Annotated in this window: 17 protein-coding genes; 5 read left to right on the top strand and 12 right to left on the bottom strand. The window is 63.2% G+C overall.

Going from position 1 to position 16,356, the window contains the following annotated elements:
• Positions 1 to 145 precede the first annotated feature (145 nt).
• The 6 genes from CQ12_RS14045 to CQ12_RS14020 form a co-directional block, all read right to left on the bottom strand.
• Entirely contained in the window at positions 146 to 1,831 is a 1,686-nt protein-coding gene (locus tag CQ12_RS14045) for a flavin-containing monooxygenase (protein ID WP_057835888.1), read from the bottom strand.
• A gap of 188 nt (positions 1,832 to 2,019) precedes the next feature.
• A complete protein-coding gene (gene acmB, locus CQ12_RS14040; RefSeq protein WP_057835887.1) occupies positions 2,020 to 3,219 on the bottom strand; it encodes a methyl acetate hydrolase AcmB in 1,200 nt (399 codons plus the stop codon).
• 399 nt (positions 3,220 to 3,618) lie between these two features.
• A complete protein-coding gene (locus CQ12_RS14035; RefSeq protein ID WP_057835886.1) occupies positions 3,619 to 5,187 on the bottom strand; it encodes a GMC family oxidoreductase in 1,569 nt (522 codons plus the stop codon).
• A 39-nt stretch (positions 5,188 to 5,226) separates the two neighbouring features.
• Entirely contained in the window at positions 5,227 to 5,775 is a 549-nt protein-coding gene (locus tag CQ12_RS14030; RefSeq protein WP_057835885.1) for a twin-arginine translocation pathway signal, read from the bottom strand.
• A 33-nt stretch (positions 5,776 to 5,808) separates the two neighbouring features.
• Positions 5,809 to 6,204 carry a VOC family protein gene (locus CQ12_RS14025; RefSeq protein ID WP_057835884.1) on the bottom strand — a complete coding sequence of 132 codons (396 nt, stop codon included), beginning with the start codon at positions 6,202 to 6,204 and terminating at the stop codon, positions 5,809 to 5,811.
• The gene (locus tag CQ12_RS14020; protein ID WP_057835908.1) at positions 6,205 to 6,525 is read right to left on the bottom strand and encodes a c-type cytochrome; all 321 of its coding nucleotides are present in this window, start codon (positions 6,523 to 6,525) and stop codon (positions 6,205 to 6,207) included.
• Positions 6,526 to 6,992: 467 nt separating this feature from the next.
• Between CQ12_RS14020 and CQ12_RS14015 the strand changes: the two genes are divergently transcribed.
• The 3 genes from CQ12_RS14015 to CQ12_RS14010 all read left to right on the top strand — a co-directional run bounded on the left by CQ12_RS14015 (position 6,993) and on the right by CQ12_RS14010 (position 8,195).
• Positions 6,993 to 7,286 (top strand): hypothetical protein, encoded by a 294-nt coding sequence (locus CQ12_RS14015; protein WP_057835907.1) that lies wholly within the window; start codon positions 6,993 to 6,995, stop codon positions 7,284 to 7,286.
• Between the two features lie 172 nt (positions 7,287 to 7,458).
• Entirely contained in the window at positions 7,459 to 7,665 is a 207-nt protein-coding gene (locus tag CQ12_RS41455) for a YgaP family membrane protein (protein WP_063799735.1), read from the top strand.
• Positions 7,662 to 8,195 (top strand): RNA polymerase sigma factor, encoded by a 534-nt coding sequence (locus tag CQ12_RS14010; RefSeq protein WP_057835883.1) that lies wholly within the window; start codon positions 7,662 to 7,664, stop codon positions 8,193 to 8,195. The genes CQ12_RS41455 and CQ12_RS14010 overlap by 4 nt, the downstream gene beginning before the upstream one ends.
• Before the next feature lie 17 nt (positions 8,196 to 8,212).
• On the opposite strand, the gene arfB is transcribed toward CQ12_RS14010, so the two are convergent.
• Together arfB and CQ12_RS14000 are read right to left on the bottom strand one after the other, a co-directional pair.
• Positions 8,213 to 8,632 carry an alternative ribosome rescue aminoacyl-tRNA hydrolase ArfB gene (gene arfB, locus CQ12_RS14005; protein WP_057835882.1) on the bottom strand — a complete coding sequence of 140 codons (420 nt, stop codon included), beginning with the start codon at positions 8,630 to 8,632 and terminating at the stop codon, positions 8,213 to 8,215.
• 123 nt (positions 8,633 to 8,755) lie between these two features.
• On the bottom strand, positions 8,756 to 9,226 hold the full coding sequence (locus CQ12_RS14000) for a MarR family winged helix-turn-helix transcriptional regulator (RefSeq protein ID WP_245309907.1): 471 nt from the start codon (positions 9,224 to 9,226) through the stop codon (positions 8,756 to 8,758).
• Between the two features lie 158 nt (positions 9,227 to 9,384).
• On the opposite strand from CQ12_RS14000, the gene CQ12_RS13995 reads away from it, so the two are divergent.
• Positions 9,385 to 10,344 carry an alpha/beta fold hydrolase gene (locus CQ12_RS13995; RefSeq protein WP_083519272.1) on the top strand — a complete coding sequence of 320 codons (960 nt, stop codon included), beginning with the start codon at positions 9,385 to 9,387 and terminating at the stop codon, positions 10,342 to 10,344.
• Positions 10,345 to 10,383: 39 nt separating this feature from the next.
• Positions 10,384 to 11,598, top strand: a complete 1,215-nt coding sequence (locus CQ12_RS13990) for an ABC transporter substrate-binding protein (protein ID WP_057835881.1) — start codon at positions 10,384 to 10,386, stop codon at positions 11,596 to 11,598.
• 18 nt (positions 11,599 to 11,616) lie between these two features.
• On the opposite strand, the gene CQ12_RS13985 is transcribed toward CQ12_RS13990, so the two are convergent.
• From CQ12_RS13985 to lspA, 4 genes are all read right to left on the bottom strand, one after another.
• A complete protein-coding gene (locus tag CQ12_RS13985; RefSeq protein ID WP_430642205.1) occupies positions 11,617 to 12,984 on the bottom strand; it encodes a M16 family metallopeptidase in 1,368 nt (455 codons plus the stop codon).
• Entirely contained in the window at positions 12,981 to 14,372 is a 1,392-nt protein-coding gene (locus CQ12_RS13980; protein WP_430642204.1) for a M16 family metallopeptidase, read from the bottom strand. The genes CQ12_RS13985 and CQ12_RS13980 overlap by 4 nt, the downstream gene beginning before the upstream one ends.
• A 181-nt stretch (positions 14,373 to 14,553) precedes the next feature.
• Positions 14,554 to 15,267, bottom strand: a complete 714-nt coding sequence (locus CQ12_RS13975; protein ID WP_057835880.1) for a hypothetical protein — start codon at positions 15,265 to 15,267, stop codon at positions 14,554 to 14,556.
• Between the two features lie 89 nt (positions 15,268 to 15,356).
• Complete coding sequence (gene lspA / locus CQ12_RS13970; protein WP_057835879.1) at positions 15,357 to 15,875, bottom strand: signal peptidase II; 519 nt, start codon at positions 15,873 to 15,875, stop codon at positions 15,357 to 15,359.
• Positions 15,876 to 16,356: the final 481 nt, after the last annotated feature.

Genomic DNA, 16,356 nt, shown 5'->3' with positions numbered 1-16,356 from the left:
TCCATCCGATCGATGAGGAAAAGCGGCTCGGTCCTTTCAGGACCGAGCCGCTTCCGTTTGCAGGAATAGGGTTGTACAGCGCGCTCGGTATCGCCATGCCGGGAGCCGCGACATTGAACGCAGCCCCGATCAAGGCTCATCGAGCTTATTCGGCCGCAATCGTGTGCGCGGTCCCGCTTTGGTCTTGGCTCGTGAACACGAAGCCCTCGTAGCCTTTCTCTGCGACCTCGGCGCACTTTCTGCGGTATCCGCCAACGCCCTCAGGCCCGAGATAAGGCATGAACCGGCGCGGCTTGCCTTCTATGTTGGCGCCCATGTACCAGGAATTGGCGCCGGGCATCAGGGTCGAATTCACGATCTCAGCGACGTGGGCGCCCCATGCGTCCTGCGCCTGCGGGCTCGCCTCAATCGTTGTGAGCTTGTTTCTCCGCATGTGGGCGATGCATTCGGTGATCCACTCGACATGCTGCTCTATCGAGACCGGCATGTTCGACAGCACCGAGGGGCTCTGCGGGCCGGTGATTGTGAACAGGTTGGGGTAGCCGGCGATCGCCAGGCCGAGATAGGTCTGCGGACCGTCCTCCCATTCCTGCGCCAGCGGCCTGCCGCCGCGCTCCTTGATACCGAGGTTCTTCAAGGGGCCGGTCATCGCGTCGAACCCGGTGGCGACGACGATTATGTCGAGCGGGTATTCCCTGCCGCCCGCGCGAATGCCATTCGGCGTGATCTCCTCGATTGGACCATCGGTGCTCGCATCCACCAGTGCCACGTTCTTCTTGTTGAAGGTTTCAAAATAGTTGGTGTCCAGCGGTTGGCGCTTGGTGCCATAGGGATAAGTCCTGGGCGTCAACTTCTCCGCGGTCGCCGGGTCGTTGACGATCGAGCGGATCTTGCGCTTGAGGTATTCGGCGATGACATCGTTCGCCTCCTTGGAGAAGAACATGTCCTGGTAGTTCGCGAGCCAGAAGGCGAAGCCTCCGGCGTCCCACATCTTGTCGAACTCCTGCTCGCGTTCCTCGGGCGTCGTTTCGAGCACCGCCTTCGGGATGAAGTTCAGCTCGAAGCCGAAGAAGGAATCCTTGATGCGCTGGCGGATACCGTCGTAATCGGCCTTGCGCGCCCTGGTCACTTCGGGATCGACACGGCCATTGCGTGCAGGCACGCAGAAGTTTGGCGTACGCTGGAACACCGTCAGATGCTTGGCCTGCTGCGCAATCTCCGGGATCGCCTGCACCGCCGTGGCCCCTGTGCCGATGACGCCGACACGCTTGGCGGTGAAGTCGACGCCATCATGCGGCCATTGGCTGGTATGGTAACACTTGCCGGCAAAAGAGCTCAGCCCCTTGATCGGCGGCATGTTGGCGGTCGACAGGGCACCGACGGCCGGAATGACAAAGCGCGCCGTGACGGCATCGCCCTTGTCGGTGCGCACGGTCCACAATTCGGTCTCGTCATCGAAGACGATTTCGACGACGCGCTTGCCGAACTGGATGTCGGGTTTCAGGTCGAAGCGCTCGGCGCAGTGCTCGAGGTAGCGCAGGATTTCGTCCTGCTCCGGATAGCGCTCGGACCAGCTCCATTCCTGCAACAGGTTCTTGTCGAACGTGTAACAGTAGATGTAGCTGTCGGAATCGCAGCGTGCGCCGGGATAGCGATTCCAATACCAGGTACCGCCGACGCCGTCGCCGGCCTCGAACACCGTGACGTTCAGGTCAAGCTTGTCGCGTAGCGAATGCAGCATGTACATGCCGGAGAATCCGGCGCCGATGATGACGGCATCGAAGTCGGGTTTCGCGCCAGCCGTCGGGGATTGGCCTTGCACATTCGTCATGACTTTCCTCCCGTTGTGAGCACGCATCTCTGGTTCAGTCGGCTTCTTGCCACGCGTTGACGCCGACCTGCGTGAACAGCAGGCATGTTGATGGCACCATCGCAAAGCACGCGCTCACGACGCCGCCGCTCTCTTGAGTTTCGAGCACGTCGTGCGCCGTGGCGCAGTTAAGTCGCGCTCGCCCGACACTAGGCCGCGGCGCGCGCCTCGCCGGTCGCATAGGCGGCCGTCTCGAAATCCATGTAGCCGACGAACGAGGTCGGATCGCCAAACGGCAGGATCTGCGTCGCCCAATATCCGCCGAACCCGTTCTTTCGATCGATCCAGAAAAACAGGTTGGCGAGCCCGGCCCAGCCGATTGCCCCGGCTGGCCGGCCAGTCGGCGCGTCCTCGTCGTTCACCATGAAGGTGAGGCACCAGGATTTCTTCAGGCCGGGGAAGAACTCGGCATCGTTCGACAGGGTCGGAATAATGCCGGGCAGCACCGTGACGGTCTGGTGCGCCTGCAGGCCGTTGCGGACGGCGGACTCAACTGTCTCTTTCTTGAGCACGCGGCCCTGCGGTCCCGCGCCGTCGTTGAGCCACATGCGGATGAACTTCATGTACTCGCCGATCGAGCCGTAGAGTCCATGGCCTCCCATGTCGACTTCCGGCTCCGGGGGCAGTTGCAGGTCGGGCAGGGGAGTTAGCGAACCGTCGGCCTCGCGCTGGTGAATGGCAGCGAGACGCCCGCGCATCGAGGGCGTCATTGAAAAGGCGATGTCCTGCATGCCGAGCGGCGCAAAGATCCGCTCCTTCATCACCTCGCCGAGGCGCTTGCCGCGGATGCTCTCGACGACCTGGCCGCACCAATCGATGTTGCTGCCATATTCCCATTTGTCGTCGGGATCGAACAGCAGCGGCGTCATCAGCGAGGCCTTCGAGCAGGTAATCACGCTTGGCTGGCCGTGCTCCTGCGCCAGGCGCAGGTAATTGGCGTTGAAGAAGTCGTAGCCAAGGCCGGCGGTGTGCAGCATCAGCATGCGGGTGGTGATGTCGCGCTTCGGCGCCCGCAGCTTGGGCCTGCCGTCGGTGCCGAACCCGTCGAGCACCTCGAGCTTGCCGATGTCGGGAACGTAGGTTTTGGCCGGGGCGTCCAGGTCGAGCTTGCCTTCCTCGACGCATTGCAGGACCGTTGTCCCGGTGATCGCTTTTGTGGTCGAGAAGATAGCGAAGACGGTATCTGTCGTCATCGCCTGACCGGCACCAAGGATACGCTCGCCGGCGGCGCCTTCGTAGACGTTGGCCGAGCGATTCGTGATCATCGCCACTACGCCGGGAACGCGGTTCTTGCCAGTCACGACCTTTTGTAAGATCCCGTCACATGCGCTTTTCAAGTTGCTACCCATAGACGTTCCTCCCGTTGCCAAGTTTGATCGCGCGCTTCGCGCCGAATGACGTAAGCCGTTGCAACGTATTGAAGTTGGGTTCCAGTTTGATTGTCTCAACGCCAGTTGCGCGAACGAAAATCCACCGCGGCCGCAACAGCAATAGCGACTGGAGTTTGGAGAATGAATTGGCTCCAGGTCAGCATCACATTTCGACCGAGCGTCTCGAAGCGTAGGCCGTTTTCTTGCGGTCGGCCATGCATTTCCATCGAGTACTTTTTTTGCAGAGGCAGGTCAGCGGTGCTGACACTTGGTTTGCACTGAAACGTTTCATTGGCGCTTTTGCGCCGTCTCTCTCGCTGCAGTGGTTGGAGCCCGGTTCTGACAAAAATCAGAACCGGGCTCCATTTGCTTGACGTCCTAGATTTCCTTGCGCTGCATCGCGCCGGCGATGTGGTCCGCCTGCCGGATCGCCAGCGAGACGATCGTCAGCGTCGGATTGCAGGCGGCGCCGCTGGTGAACTGGCTGCCATCGGAGATGAACAGGTTCTTGACGTCGTGGGTCTGGCCGAACTTGTTCACCACGCCGTCTTTCGGCTTCTCGCTCATCCGGTTTGTGCCGAGGTTATGCGTGCTCGGGTAGGGTGGCGTCGGGTAGGTTACGGTGGCGCCGACGGCCTCATAGACGGCGGCGCCCTGCTTGTAGGCATGATTGCGCATCGCGACGTCGTTGGGATGGTCGTCGAAATGCACGCTCGCCACCGGCATGCCGAACTTGTCCTTGGCCTTCGCGTCCAGCGTGATGCGGTTGCTCTCCTGCGGCATGTCCTCGCCGACCAGCCACATGCCGGCCATGCGCGGATAGGACTCCATCGCTGACGTGAAGGAGCGTCCCCATGCGCCGGGGTTCAGGAACGCCGCCATGAACGGAACGCCGATCGACAGCGTCTCCATCTCATATCCGCCGACGAAGCCGCGCTTGGGGTCGTTCTTCGATTCGTCCTTGATAATGCCGGCCATGGTGGTGCCGCGGTACATGTGCACCGATTTCTCGAACGCCGCGTACACGCTGCCGGTCATGTGCCGCATATAATTGCGGCCGACCTGCCCGGACGAGTTGGCGAGGCCGTTCGGGAACATGTTCGAGGCGCTGTTGAGCAACAGCCGCGGGCTCTCGATCGAGTTCCCCGCGACCGCCACCACGCGCGCCTTCTGGCGCTGCATGGCGCCGCTCTCGTCGGCATAGACCACGCCCGTCACCTTGCCGGATGCGTCGTGCTCGATCTTGATCACCATGCTGTTGGGGCGCACCTCGAGATTTCCGGTCGCCTCACCCCTGGGGATTTCGGTATAGAGCGTCGACCATTTCGCGCCCGACTTGCAGCCCTGGAAACAGAAGCCGATCTGCTGGCAGGCGCCGCGCCCATCGCGTGGCTCGCTGTTGATCGCCATGTTGCCGGTGTGCACGGACTTGTAACCCAGCTTCTTCGCGCCGGCTTCCATCACCTTGAAATTGTTGTTGCCGGGCAGCCCCGCAATGCCGTTGGTGCGGGTGACGCCCATCTTGTCCTCGGCCTTGGCGTACCACGGCTCCATCTCGGCGAGCGTGATCGGCCAATCCAGGAGATTGGCGCCGGCGATGTCGCCATAGGTGCTCTTGACCCTGAATTCATGCTCGTCGAAGCGCAGCGAGGCGCCCGCCCAATGGGTGGTCGAGCCGCCGACCGCCTTCACGATCCATGCCGGAAGGTTCGGAAAATCCTTGGCCACCCGCCAGCTTCCCGATGTGGTGCGCATGTCGGACCAGGCGAGCTGGGTAAAGCTCTCCCATTCATCGTTGACGAAGTCCTGCATCTCGATGCGTGAGCCGGCTTCGAGGATCACGACCTTTACGCCTTTTTGCGCAAGCTCATTGCCGAGCGTTCCACCGCCCGCGCCGGAGCCAACGATCACGACCACGCCACCGTCATTCAGATCGAATCTTGCCATGTTGAATTCCTCCCTGAGCGTTCGTTTGCCGTGGGCGTTTTAAGCCTTCGGGAGCCAGTCGATGTCGGCGAAGCCGCGCTTGATGTAGCCGCCGTGCTCGGCGGAGGAGCCCTCGTAGCCGAACTTCGGCCAGACCTCTTTCTGATTGTAGAGGGAGACGACGAGGTCACCGCGAACCTTCTGGAAGAAGGGGGTCTGCTCGATCTGCTGCAGCAGCACGACGCGTTCGGTCTCCCAGGGCACCTGGGCGTAGGGAACCTTGTGACGCTCGTTTGCCGCCTTGTCGAGCTGGGTGACGCCATCTGATATCAGCGACTTGACGGCGGGATCCTTGGCGGCCTTGCCGTCCCACAGTTTGATGGCGGCGATGTAGTAGCTGTCGCCCAGGAAGTCATGCGGATAGATGTCGCGTGCGACCTTCACCAGTGTCTTCAGTGTCGCCGGCGCCAGCGTGGTGGCGTCGTCGGCCCAGGCGTCGCTGACACTCAGGCCCGCGCTGGTCGCGATCGCTACGGCCGGTACCGCCGTGGCCGCGCCCTTCAGGAAGACGCGACGATCATATTTGCTTCGACGATCGACTTCTCTCATTTGTGTCCTCCATTAAATGCTTGTTGATTGCGATTAACCGAAGCGGCCACCCCGCTGAATCACCTCGATTTTGTAGCCGTCGGGATCGGCGACGAAGAAGAAGCGCGCCAGCGTCCTGCCGTCATGCTTGAAGTCGCGCAGCGGCCCGGGCGACAGTCTCTCGCGCTCGAACCTCAGATGTTCGGCCACGACATCGTCGACCACGACGGCAAGATGGCCGTAGCCGTCGCCCAGCGAATAGGGCTCCTTGCGATCGAAATTGACGGTCAGTTCGACTTCGAAGGGCGAGGAGGGATGACGCAGATAGATCAATGCGAAATCCGCAAACTTGAGGTGGTCGGCGACTTCAAGCCCGAAGGCGCGTGCATAGAAGTCCAGCGACTTCGCCTCGTCGAACACGCGGATCATCGAATGAACGGGCTTTGCCATTCAGTTCAGCTCCTTCAGATAGGCGATGATGGCGGCACGGGTCTCCGCCCTGGGCTGGCGGTAGGCCATGATGGAGCCGGGGATCGTCGCCTGCGGATTGGCGAGATAGGCGTCAAGCCTCGCTTCGTCCCAGACGAAGTCGGCCTTGGCGAAGCCGGCGGAATAGCGAAAGTCGTCCGCCTTGCCGGCCGCCTTGCCAACGATTTTGAACAGCGACGGCCCCTGGCGGACCGCATCGGACAGGGTGGTGGTGTGGCAGGTTGCGCATTGCTGCTTGAACAGCGTCGCGCCATCCGGCGGCTTTGCTTCGGGCAATGGCATCTGTGCACCGGCCACGGTCACGCCGAGGAGCGTGGAGCAAAACCCCAGCCCGATTGCCCGTGTCGTGCGCAGCCTTGTCATGTGCATCACCGTTGGCGTGCGCAGACTGTAGGTCGCGGAGAATAGGCGGTGGTAGTAGCGGGCTGTTTCAGGGCAGAACAAAAGCGGTCGCGCTTCAGGCGGGACGGCCGCCCGACCGCCCGCGTTGACTGGCGCGGGCGCGCACGTGGATCAAAACATTTTTACGGAACTTTTCGGGTGCTGCGGAGGCGCCGCATATGCGGTTAGGCAGTGGCCAAGGATTCGCAAAATGACCTCGAAATCCCTGCACGATCACCACATCGCGCGGCTTGCATGGCGCCCGCGTCGTTCGCCACGCGACTGATCTGGCGACGAGCATGTTCGGTAAGGGACGGCGCCTTGAAGTCACCGAACTGTCTGCCGCCAACCAAACCTGGGAGAAATGGATGAAGCTAGTGAAAACCTCGGCGATCGCGGTTGCAATCTCGGCCCTGCTTGCCGGCCCCGTACTGGCGCAAGGCGCCTCATCCGACACGCAGATCCGCGGCGGTGCAAAGGGCACGACGCAGATGCAGGGCGGCGCGTCAGGCAGCATCGACGAGGATACGGCGGGCACCCCCAGCCAGAGGGCCGGCGCGAAGACGGGCGCGAAGGGCACCGTCGGAGCCGGCAGCGGCGCGCCTCACGCAGCGCCGAAGGCCTCGGGCGGGGCGGCCACCCCTCCTGTGACCAGCCGGTAAGAGTTAGCTGGAGGAAACCCGTCTCCTCCGTCGGGTTGCTCTCCAATCAGAACTCCGGTCGCCATCGGCGGCCGGAGTTTTTTTTGCGCCCTGCGAACCGAAAAGGCGGCCCGGCGGCTCTAGGGGAGAGAGAACGGCTTGAGGTTCTCGCGTACAATCAAAGGGAGCTATTATGTTCTATCGCAAGAATTTACCGGGTTGGGAGCGGGCGATGCGGGCGATCGGGGGCGTTGCGATGATCGCCTATGGCCTTTTCGGCATGCCCGGCACGACGGGCGGCTATCTGGTCGCCGGCGCCGGGGCGGTCGCCATCGCGACCAGATTTTTCGGCTTTTGTCCGATGTGCGCCATGGTCGGCCGCAGGCTGCCGTCGCCATGACCGTGCTGGCCGGAGCAGGGCGCTGCGACCCATCGTTGGTCGAGGCTGCTCGTCGCGGCGACGCCGAAGCGCTGGTGTCGCTGATCGGCGCAGCGCAGCCGGACGTCCGCCGCTATGCCGCGCGCAATTGCCGCGCGGCCGATATCGACGACGCGGTTCAGGAAACGCTGTTGCTGCTGTACCGGCGGGTCGGCACGTTGCGCGCGGTGAGTTCGTTTTCGGCGTGGCTGTTTGCGGTCGCCCGCCGCGCCTGCCTTCGCCTGCTGCGCCGGGCGACCGGGACATTCCAGACGCCGGCCGACGAGGCGGAGGCACGGCTCGCGCTTCTTGCGCCCGAAGACATCAGGATCGATCTGTCGCGCGCCATCCAGTCACTGCCCGAGCACTATCGCGAGGTGATCCTGCTGCGCGATATCGAGGAGTTGTCGATCGACGAGATTGCGGACGTTCTCGGCCTGACACGCGAAAGCGTCAAGGCGCGCATTCACCGCGCGCGGCTGATGATCCGGGAATATCTGATCCGAGACTGAGCGTTGCTACCGGAGGTTCAATCGTCGAAGCGCGACGGGCCGCGCCGCGCCTTGATGTCGCTGCGCCGCTTCTTGCCTTCCAGGCGTCGCTGCTTGGAGCCGAAGGTCGGCTTGGTCGCGCGCCGCGGCACCGGGCGGATCAAGGCTTCGCGCAGCATTTCAAGCAGGCGGTCGATGGCATCGGCGCGATTGCGCTCCTGGGTGCGGAAGCGCTGGGCGTGGATCACGATCACGCCCTCCTTGGTCATGCGCTGGCCGGCAATCCGGTTCAGCCGCAGCGCGGCATCCTCCGGCAGCACGATTTTGCGCGTGTCGAAGCGGAGTTGGGCCGCGGTCGAAAGCTTGTTGACGTTCTGCCCGCCCGGTCCGGAGGCGCGGACAAAGCCGATCTCGATGTCGTTCTCGTCGATCGTGAGGGAGCGGGAAACCCGCAGCATGGCGTTCACCGGTGAGGCTGGAGAATCGGCGAATGCAAGATAGCGGTTTCAACTGGCGGGCCAAAGCCCGCCGGCCCAGTCAAAATGACTTCCGAGCGCTCTTTCGGCCTGAAAGGCCGGGCATCACAGTTCGTCGAGGGCCGCCCAGTGCGGCACATGATCTGCAAGCTTGTCCAGGAGGCGCTCGAACTCCTTGCGCTCGGTGCGCGTCAGGCAAGCCAGCATCGCCTGCTCCCGCTCGCGGAGCGCCGGGATGTATTGTGCGTAGAGTGCGCGGCCGGCAGGTGTGATGAACAATAGCTGCCGACGATTGTCGGCTCGATCGGTATCGCGGCGCAACAGCTTCTTCTTCTCCAGCGCAATGATCCCGCGGCTGATATTGGCCTTGAGGTGGCCCGAGAACTCGCAGATGTCGCTTGCGGTTACGCCCTCGCGGAAATTCAGGAAGATCAGGGTGACGATCTCCGGCCGCGTCAGGCCGAGCTCCATTTCGATCTTTCGAAACGACGGCTCCCGGTAGAAGTTCAGCACATAGCCCATCTTGTAGGCGATCTTGATCTCGGTGCCGCCACGCACGGCGGCGATCCCGTTCACTTCACGTTCCTGCGCCGTTCGCGCGGACCCGCCGTTCCCGGCTTTCCTGGATGGTCTCATATGTGACTTTATTGGTCTCATATGTGACTTTCTAATTGCCTTTCCGATTCGGGTCATCTTAAATCGCGAGCAACCCACAGGGAGGGCCGACGCCGGCCATGGCAGATCGGATGGACGGGGCGCCGGCTCGGCGGAAGGTCATGAACGCGTTGGATGGGCACGAACCCCGGTGCTTCTACTCGGGTACGCAGACACATCCGATCTATGTCGACCATGTGCGCCCGCCTCATGGAGCGCCGGGCAAAATTCCTGTAGTGGCGGTGCACGGCGCGGGCCACACAGGTAGCTGTTATCTGGCAACGCCTGATCTCAGGGCCGGCTGGGCGGTTCGTTTCGCAGCCGCGGGCCGGGACGTGTTCGTGCCGGATTGGCCCCGTCACGGCCGCTCGCCGCAGCGGCCGGATTTTCCACGGCTTGGCACCGCCGACGTCGCTACCTCGCTCCTTGCGCTCCTGGAGGAGATCGGTCCCGCCGCGCTCGTCGTGCATTCTGCGAGCGGTCCCATGGCCTGGTGGATGACGGAGCGGCGACCCGAGCTTGTCAGCGCGGTTGTCGGTATTGCGCCCGGCCCGCCGGCCAATCTCTTGAAGGATCTGCCGGAGGATCCGGCTGCCATCCTGGCGCTGCGCGACGATGCAAGCGCAGGCCGTCCGGTCTATGCGACGGAGGACGGGCCGGTGTGGCTGAGCGCCGAGTTTGCAGCCGCGTCATGGGCTAACTCGCCGCGTTTTCCAAGGCTCGCATTCGAACGCTATTGCGCTTCGATCGTGCCGGAGAGCCCACGCATCCTCAACGAACGTTTCAACATCGGAGGCCGCGGGCTCAGGATCGACGATCCGAACAACCTGCGCGGCAAGCCCATCCTGATCGTGACCGGGGAATGCGATCCGCGCCATCCGCGCGCGGTCGACGCGAGAACCGCCGCCTATCTCGGTGCCGAATTCGTCTGGCTTCCGGACCGCGGCATCAACGGTAACGGCCACATGATGATGATTGAAGACAACAGCGATGAGCTCGCCGCGATGATCCTTGGCTGGCTCGACGCGGTCAACTGCTGACGCTGCCGAGCAGCAGGCACAAACTGGAGGAAACAAGGAATGAGGTTGAGTATTCTCTGCAGTGCGTTTCTTGTCCTGATGCTGCCGGTTGCAGCTCAGGCCCAGATCAGTGGCGATGTCGTCAAGATCGGCGTCCTGACCGACATGGCGGGCGTTACCGCTGATATCACCGGCAAAGGGTCACTGGTCGCTGCCGAAATGGCCGTGCGAGAGATCGGTGGCACGGTCCTCGGCAAGCCAATAGAGGTGATTTCGGCGGATCACCAGCACAAGGCGGATGTCGGCTCGGCGATCGCCCGCCGCTGGTTCGACGTTGAAGGTGTCGATACGATCGCGGACGTACCGAATTCGGGCGTCGCGCTTGCGATCCAGGGGCTGGCGCGAGAGAAGAAGCGGATCGCTCTCTATTCCGGCGCCGGTACGACCGCATTGACCAACGAGCAGTGCTCTCCTTTCGGCTTCCACTGGACCTACGACACCTATGCGGTGTCGCACGGGACCGCCTCTGCCGTCGTCAAGGCCGGCGGCACGTCCTGGTTCTTTCTGGCTTCGGACTACGCGTTCGGGCATCAGCTCCAGAACGATGCAACGCAGGTGATCACCGCGAGCGGCGGCAAGGTGCTCGGCGCCGCGCGTCATCCGCTCAATACATCGGACTTCTCGTCCTTCCTGCTGAGCGCGCAGTCCTCGGGCGCCAAGGTGGTCGGCCTCGCCAACGCCGGCAACGACACCGTCAACGCGATGCGGCAGGCGGGCGAGTTTGGTCTGGTGCAGGGCGGGCAGAGCCTCGCTGCACTGATCCTGTTTCTTCAGGACGTGCACGCGCTCGGGCTCAAGGCTGCGCAAGGCACTTACCTGACGACATCATCATACTGGGACATGAATGACGCGACACGCGCATGGTCGAAACAGTTCATGGCCAGGACCGGCATGATGCCTTCGATGCTGCACGCCGGCGTCTATGGCGCGGTGCGCCACTATCTGAAGGCCGTCGCCCGTGCCGGCACCGACGATGCCGAACAGGTCGCGGCGGCGATGCGGACGATTCCGATCGAGGATGTTTTCTCCGAGAACGCGCGCATCCGCGATGACGGCCGCGTCACGCGCACCATGTATCTCGTCCGGGTGAAGAAGCCTTCCGACTCGAAATATCCCTGGGACTACTTCGAGGTCCTCCGCAGCATCCCTCCTGAAGAAACCGTGTGGCCTCTTTCAGCGAGCAAATGCCCCTTGGTCAGCAGCGCGACCCGCTGACCATCTTGGTCGATGGCCTCAGTTCGCCTTTGGCGGCGCCACCGCCGGCTGGGCGGCGGCTTGCGGGGTACGGCCGACGACGACGGTGAGCAGGCCCTGGCCCCAGAGCTTCTGCGCGGCCTTCTTGGCGTCATCGAGCGTCACGGCGTCGACGATGGCGTTGCGCTTCTCGATATAGTCGATCGGCAGCTTGTCGAGCTGGTATTGCAGCAGCGCCTGCGCGAGCTTCGAGGAGGTATCGAGCGCCAGCATCTGCGAGCCCTTGAGATAGGACTTGGCCTCGTCCAGTTCCTTCTGGGTCGGGCCTTCCTCGGCGATGCGGCGGATCTCGTCCTCGATCGCGTCCACCGTCTCGCCGGCGCGGTCGGCGCGGGTGCCGGTGTTGCCGATGAACAAGGCGGAGCGATCCATCCAGAGCAGGGATTCATAGACCGAATAGGCGAGGCCGCGCTTTTCGCGCACCTCCTTGTAGAGCCGAGACGACGAGCCGCCGCCCAGGATGTGGTTCACGACATAGGCGGCCATGAAATTCGGATCGTGGCGGCGAATGCCGGGGCCGCCGAACGTCACCACGGTCTGCGGCACGTCGAGCGGCACGAACGCGCGCTGCGGCGGCTTGGTGGCCTCGACCTCGGCCAGCGGCGTCAGGCTGGCCTTGGCCGGCAATCCGCCGAACGTCTTGTCCAGGAGCTTGCCGAGCGTGTCGGCATCGACATCGCCGACCACGGCGATCCGAAGCGTATCCTTGGCGATCACGCGGCGGACGTAATCCTTCATGTCGGCGACGTCGATCTTCGGCACGCTGTCGAGCGTGCCGTTGCTCTGCCGGCCATAGGGATGATCGCCGAAGGCGACTTCCAGGAACTTGCGGCTCGCCAGCGAGGTCGGGTTGGTGGTGTCGCGGCGCAGCCCGGAGAGGACCTGGGCGCGAATGCGCTCGACGTCGCTGGTGTCGAAACGCGGCGAGGTCAGCGCCAGATGCAGAAGGTCGAAAGCCTCGTCCTTGTTGTCCTTGAGCATGCGCAGCGAGCCGCGGAAATAGTCCCGGGTCGACGAGAAACTCAGTTCGATGGCGCGGCGCTCGAGGCGCTCATGGAAGGTTTTGGAATCGAGATCGCCGGAGCCTTCATCGAGCAGGCCGGCGACCAGGTTGCCGACGCCGGACTTGCCGGCCGGATCCTGGGCGCCGCCGCCGCTGAAGGCATATTCCATTGCAATCAGGGGCACGGTGGCATCCTGCACGAACCAAGCCTCGATGCCGCCGGGCGAGACCAGCCGCTGGATCTTGGCTGCGGCATGCGACGGGCTCGCCGCGAGCACCAGCAGCACGGCGCCGGCGATCAGGGTGGAAGCGACGCGCTGCGCGCCAATCGAAAACCGGATCACGAGCGCTTCTCCTCGCGTTTCGGCGCAGCATCCTTGATCAGATAGCCGGTCACCGAGCGTTTCTTGTCGAGCCATTTCTGGGCCGCGTCGCGGACCTGTTCGGCAGTGACGGCGCGAATCCGCTCCGGCCAGCTCCTGATGTCGTCGATGGACAGCCCCGTGGTCAGCGCGCCGCCGTACCAGCGGGCCAGCGTGGCCTGATTGTCCTGGGCGTAGATTGCTTCCGCAATCAACTGGGTCTTGACCCGCTCGAGGTCTTCGGCGCGGGCGGGATTCTGGATGACCTCCGCGATCACGCCGTCGATCGCCTGCTCAATTTGCGAAAACTCCACGCCGGGCTTCGGCGAAACCGAGATCGAGAACTGCGAGGGATCGAGTGCCGTGCCCTGATAGCCGGCGCCGGCGCTGATCGCGAGCTGGCGGTCGATCACCAGCGCCCGATAGAGATAGGAATTGGAGCCGCCGCCCATCAGTTGCGCCAGCACGTCGAGCGCCGGGCCTTCGCCGGCCGCCGCGGTCGCGGAGGAGGGGACGAGGTAATAGCGCCGCAGGCTGGTCTGCTCGACGCGCGGATCCGATAGCGTCACCGTGCGCGGCGCCGCCGGCACCGGCTCCTGCGGACGGACGCGATGCGCTGATATCGCCGGCTGGGCGGGAATGCCGCCATAGGCCTTCTCCACCATCGCGCGGATTTCCTTGGCGTCGACGTCGCCCGCGATCACCAGGATCGCGTTGTTCGGCGCGTAGAAGCGCTTGTAGAACGCCAGCGCATCCTCGCGGTCGAGTTTCTCGATCTCCTGGCGCCAGCCGATCACCGGACGGCCATAGGGGTGGTTGAGATAGAGCGCCGCCATGATCTGCTCGGTCAGCCGCGCATCCGGATTATTGGCGACGCGCATGTTGAACTCTTCGAGCACGACATCGCGCTCCGGCAACACGTTCTCATCCTTGAGGATGAGACCGGTCATGCGGTCGGCCTCGAACTCCATCATCTTCGCCAGGTGTTCGCGCGGCACGCGCTGGAAATAGCCGGTGTAGTCGAGCGAGGTGAAGGCGTTCTCGTTGCCGCCGATCCGCAGCACGGTCTGGGAGAATTCACCGGCGGGATGTTTGGCGGTGCCCTTGAACATCAAATGTTCGAGGAAGTGCGCCAGTCCCGATTTGCCCGGCGTTTCATCGGCTGAGCCGACCTTGTACCAGATCATCTGGGTGACGACGGGGGTGCGGTGATCGGGGATCACCACCACTTGCAGGCCGTTGTCGAGGGTGAAGCTGGCGGGACGTTCCGACGTGACCGTGGTCTGGGCAGTCGCGCTGCCGGCGGAAAAAGCAAACGTCGAGATGAAGGCTGCAACGAGCCAGGCGGCAAAACGGTGCGATGACATCATGACCTATCTGGCGCGTATTCCGCAAAATGCGTTACCGGTCCTGCGACTGGAATTCGCGCAAAATGTTAGAAGCGAAACCCGAACAAGATGGTTCGGAACGAAGCCGCGGCATCGTACACCGCGGCGGCGCCGGCAATCGTCACGAAGGCGAGAGAAGAGCTTAACTCTTCGCCATGCTTAACTAATCGCCATACTTGCCCTTCGACGGATTGTATTCCTTGTTGAGCGATTCCTTCGGCCCGGTGCCGTAGGCATAGTTCGGCGATGGCGTCTGGTAGCCGGGCGGCGGCTGCGTCAGCGAATCGCGCGTCGGTTCGCTCTTGAACGTAGCCGTCTCGGACTTGTTGCCGCCGAACAGGCCGCTGAAGCCGCCGTTATAGCCGAGCTGCGAAGGGCTCAGGATCGGATTGGGGTTCGAGGTGCCGGGCTGCACCGGATCGTTGTCCTTGCGCGAGGGCGCCGCGGTCTTACCGACCGCGAGTTCAGCCGGCGTCAGGATGCGGGCCGCTTCACGCGGGTCCTTGTTCTCTTTCTTGCGTGCCGCGATCGCTGCCTTGCGGCGCTGCTCGTCGTGATCCTTGGGCCAGTTCGGCACCTTCGCCTCGGCCGCGGTGGCGGATGGGGGCGGCAAATCGAGCTTGGGCGGAACCACCAGCGGCGAGCGCTCACGGTACTCGATGCCACGGTTTTCCATGTTGGTGCCGCCGATGCCGCGCATGATGCCTTCGATGATCTTTTCCTCGAAGGTCTTGTCGTCTTCGTCCTCGTCGTCGGCCGCACGCACGGGGCCTGAGGCCATCACGAGGCCGATGCCGACGGCAATGGCGGCGAACCGCATTGCCCGGCTCAGCGAGGGGATCTGCATCATCCAGAAGCGGGCTTCGGTCTCGCGCATCGCGCTGTTCCCATTCACAATTTCTGCAACCTAGGGGGCCGGCCTGACGGCCGTACGGCGTCATACCCTAAGGGTCCTTTCGGCCGGGATCAGGGCGCTTTTGCGGCGGGTACCCCCAGGAACGAGTCATACAATAGGCCCGCTACCCCGGCAACAATGGCCACATCCGCGAGGTTAAACACGTACCAATTGAAGGTTTTTCCCCCGATCTCGATGTGGAAAAGGGCAAAATCGACCACCGCGCCGTGCAGGAAGCGGTCGATGCCGTTGCCAACAGCTCCGCCGATGATCAGGCCCAGCGCCAGAGTCGCCAGCAGCGTGCTGGAGCGCGCCATCCAGATCCCCAGCACGATCACTGCAACCGCCTTGATCGCCATCAGTGCGAGCTGGGCGAGCTGGTTATCCGACTGGAACCAGCCAAAGCTGATCCCGACGTTCCAGGCCAGCACCAGGTCGAAGAACGGCGTGACCCGGACCGCGCCGCGGTTGGCAAGGTCGAACACGTAGAGCAGCCAGAGCTTCGAGGCCTGGTCGAGCACCAGCGTCACAACCGCGGCAGTGACCCCGGCGCGCAGGTGAGGGGTGCGTGCGTGTTCGAGGCCAGACACTTATCTGGCCTTCTTTTTCTTCTTCTTTGCCTTGGCCGCCGGCGGCTTCTTTCCAGCCTTCTTGGCGGTCTTCTTGCTGGCCTTCTTTACCGCCTTCTTCGTCGTCTTCTTGGCCGCCTTCGTTGCCGAAGGGGCTTTGCTGGACTTGGCAGCCTTCTTGGCCTTCGCTTTCTTGGCCGCGGTTTTCTCCACGTTGGCCTTCTTGGCGCTAGCCGGCTTGGCCGTAGTTTTCTTGGCCGTAGTTTTCTTGCTCTTGGCTTTCTTGGCCGGGGCCTTCTTGGCTTCTACGGTCTCAGGCCTGGCTACGGCAGCCTTGTCGGCTGCCGCGGCCTTGTCGGTTGTCTCCGTTGCCGTGACTTTCGCAGGCTTCCTGGCTCGGATCTTCTTGCTGGTCTGGCCCGCAGTCACCTCTGCCGAATCAGCCTGTTCCGGCACTTCCTCTGTTTGCTGCACTGGTTCCACAGCCTGCTGTTCGACCAGC

The sequence above is a fragment of the Bradyrhizobium jicamae genome (genome assembly GCF_001440395.1).
In the GTDB taxonomy this organism is placed as follows: Bacteria; Pseudomonadota; Alphaproteobacteria; order Rhizobiales; family Xanthobacteraceae; genus Bradyrhizobium; species Bradyrhizobium jicamae.
Note: the sequence above shows the minus strand (reverse complement) of the source record. Positions and strands in the feature narration are given on the sequence as shown.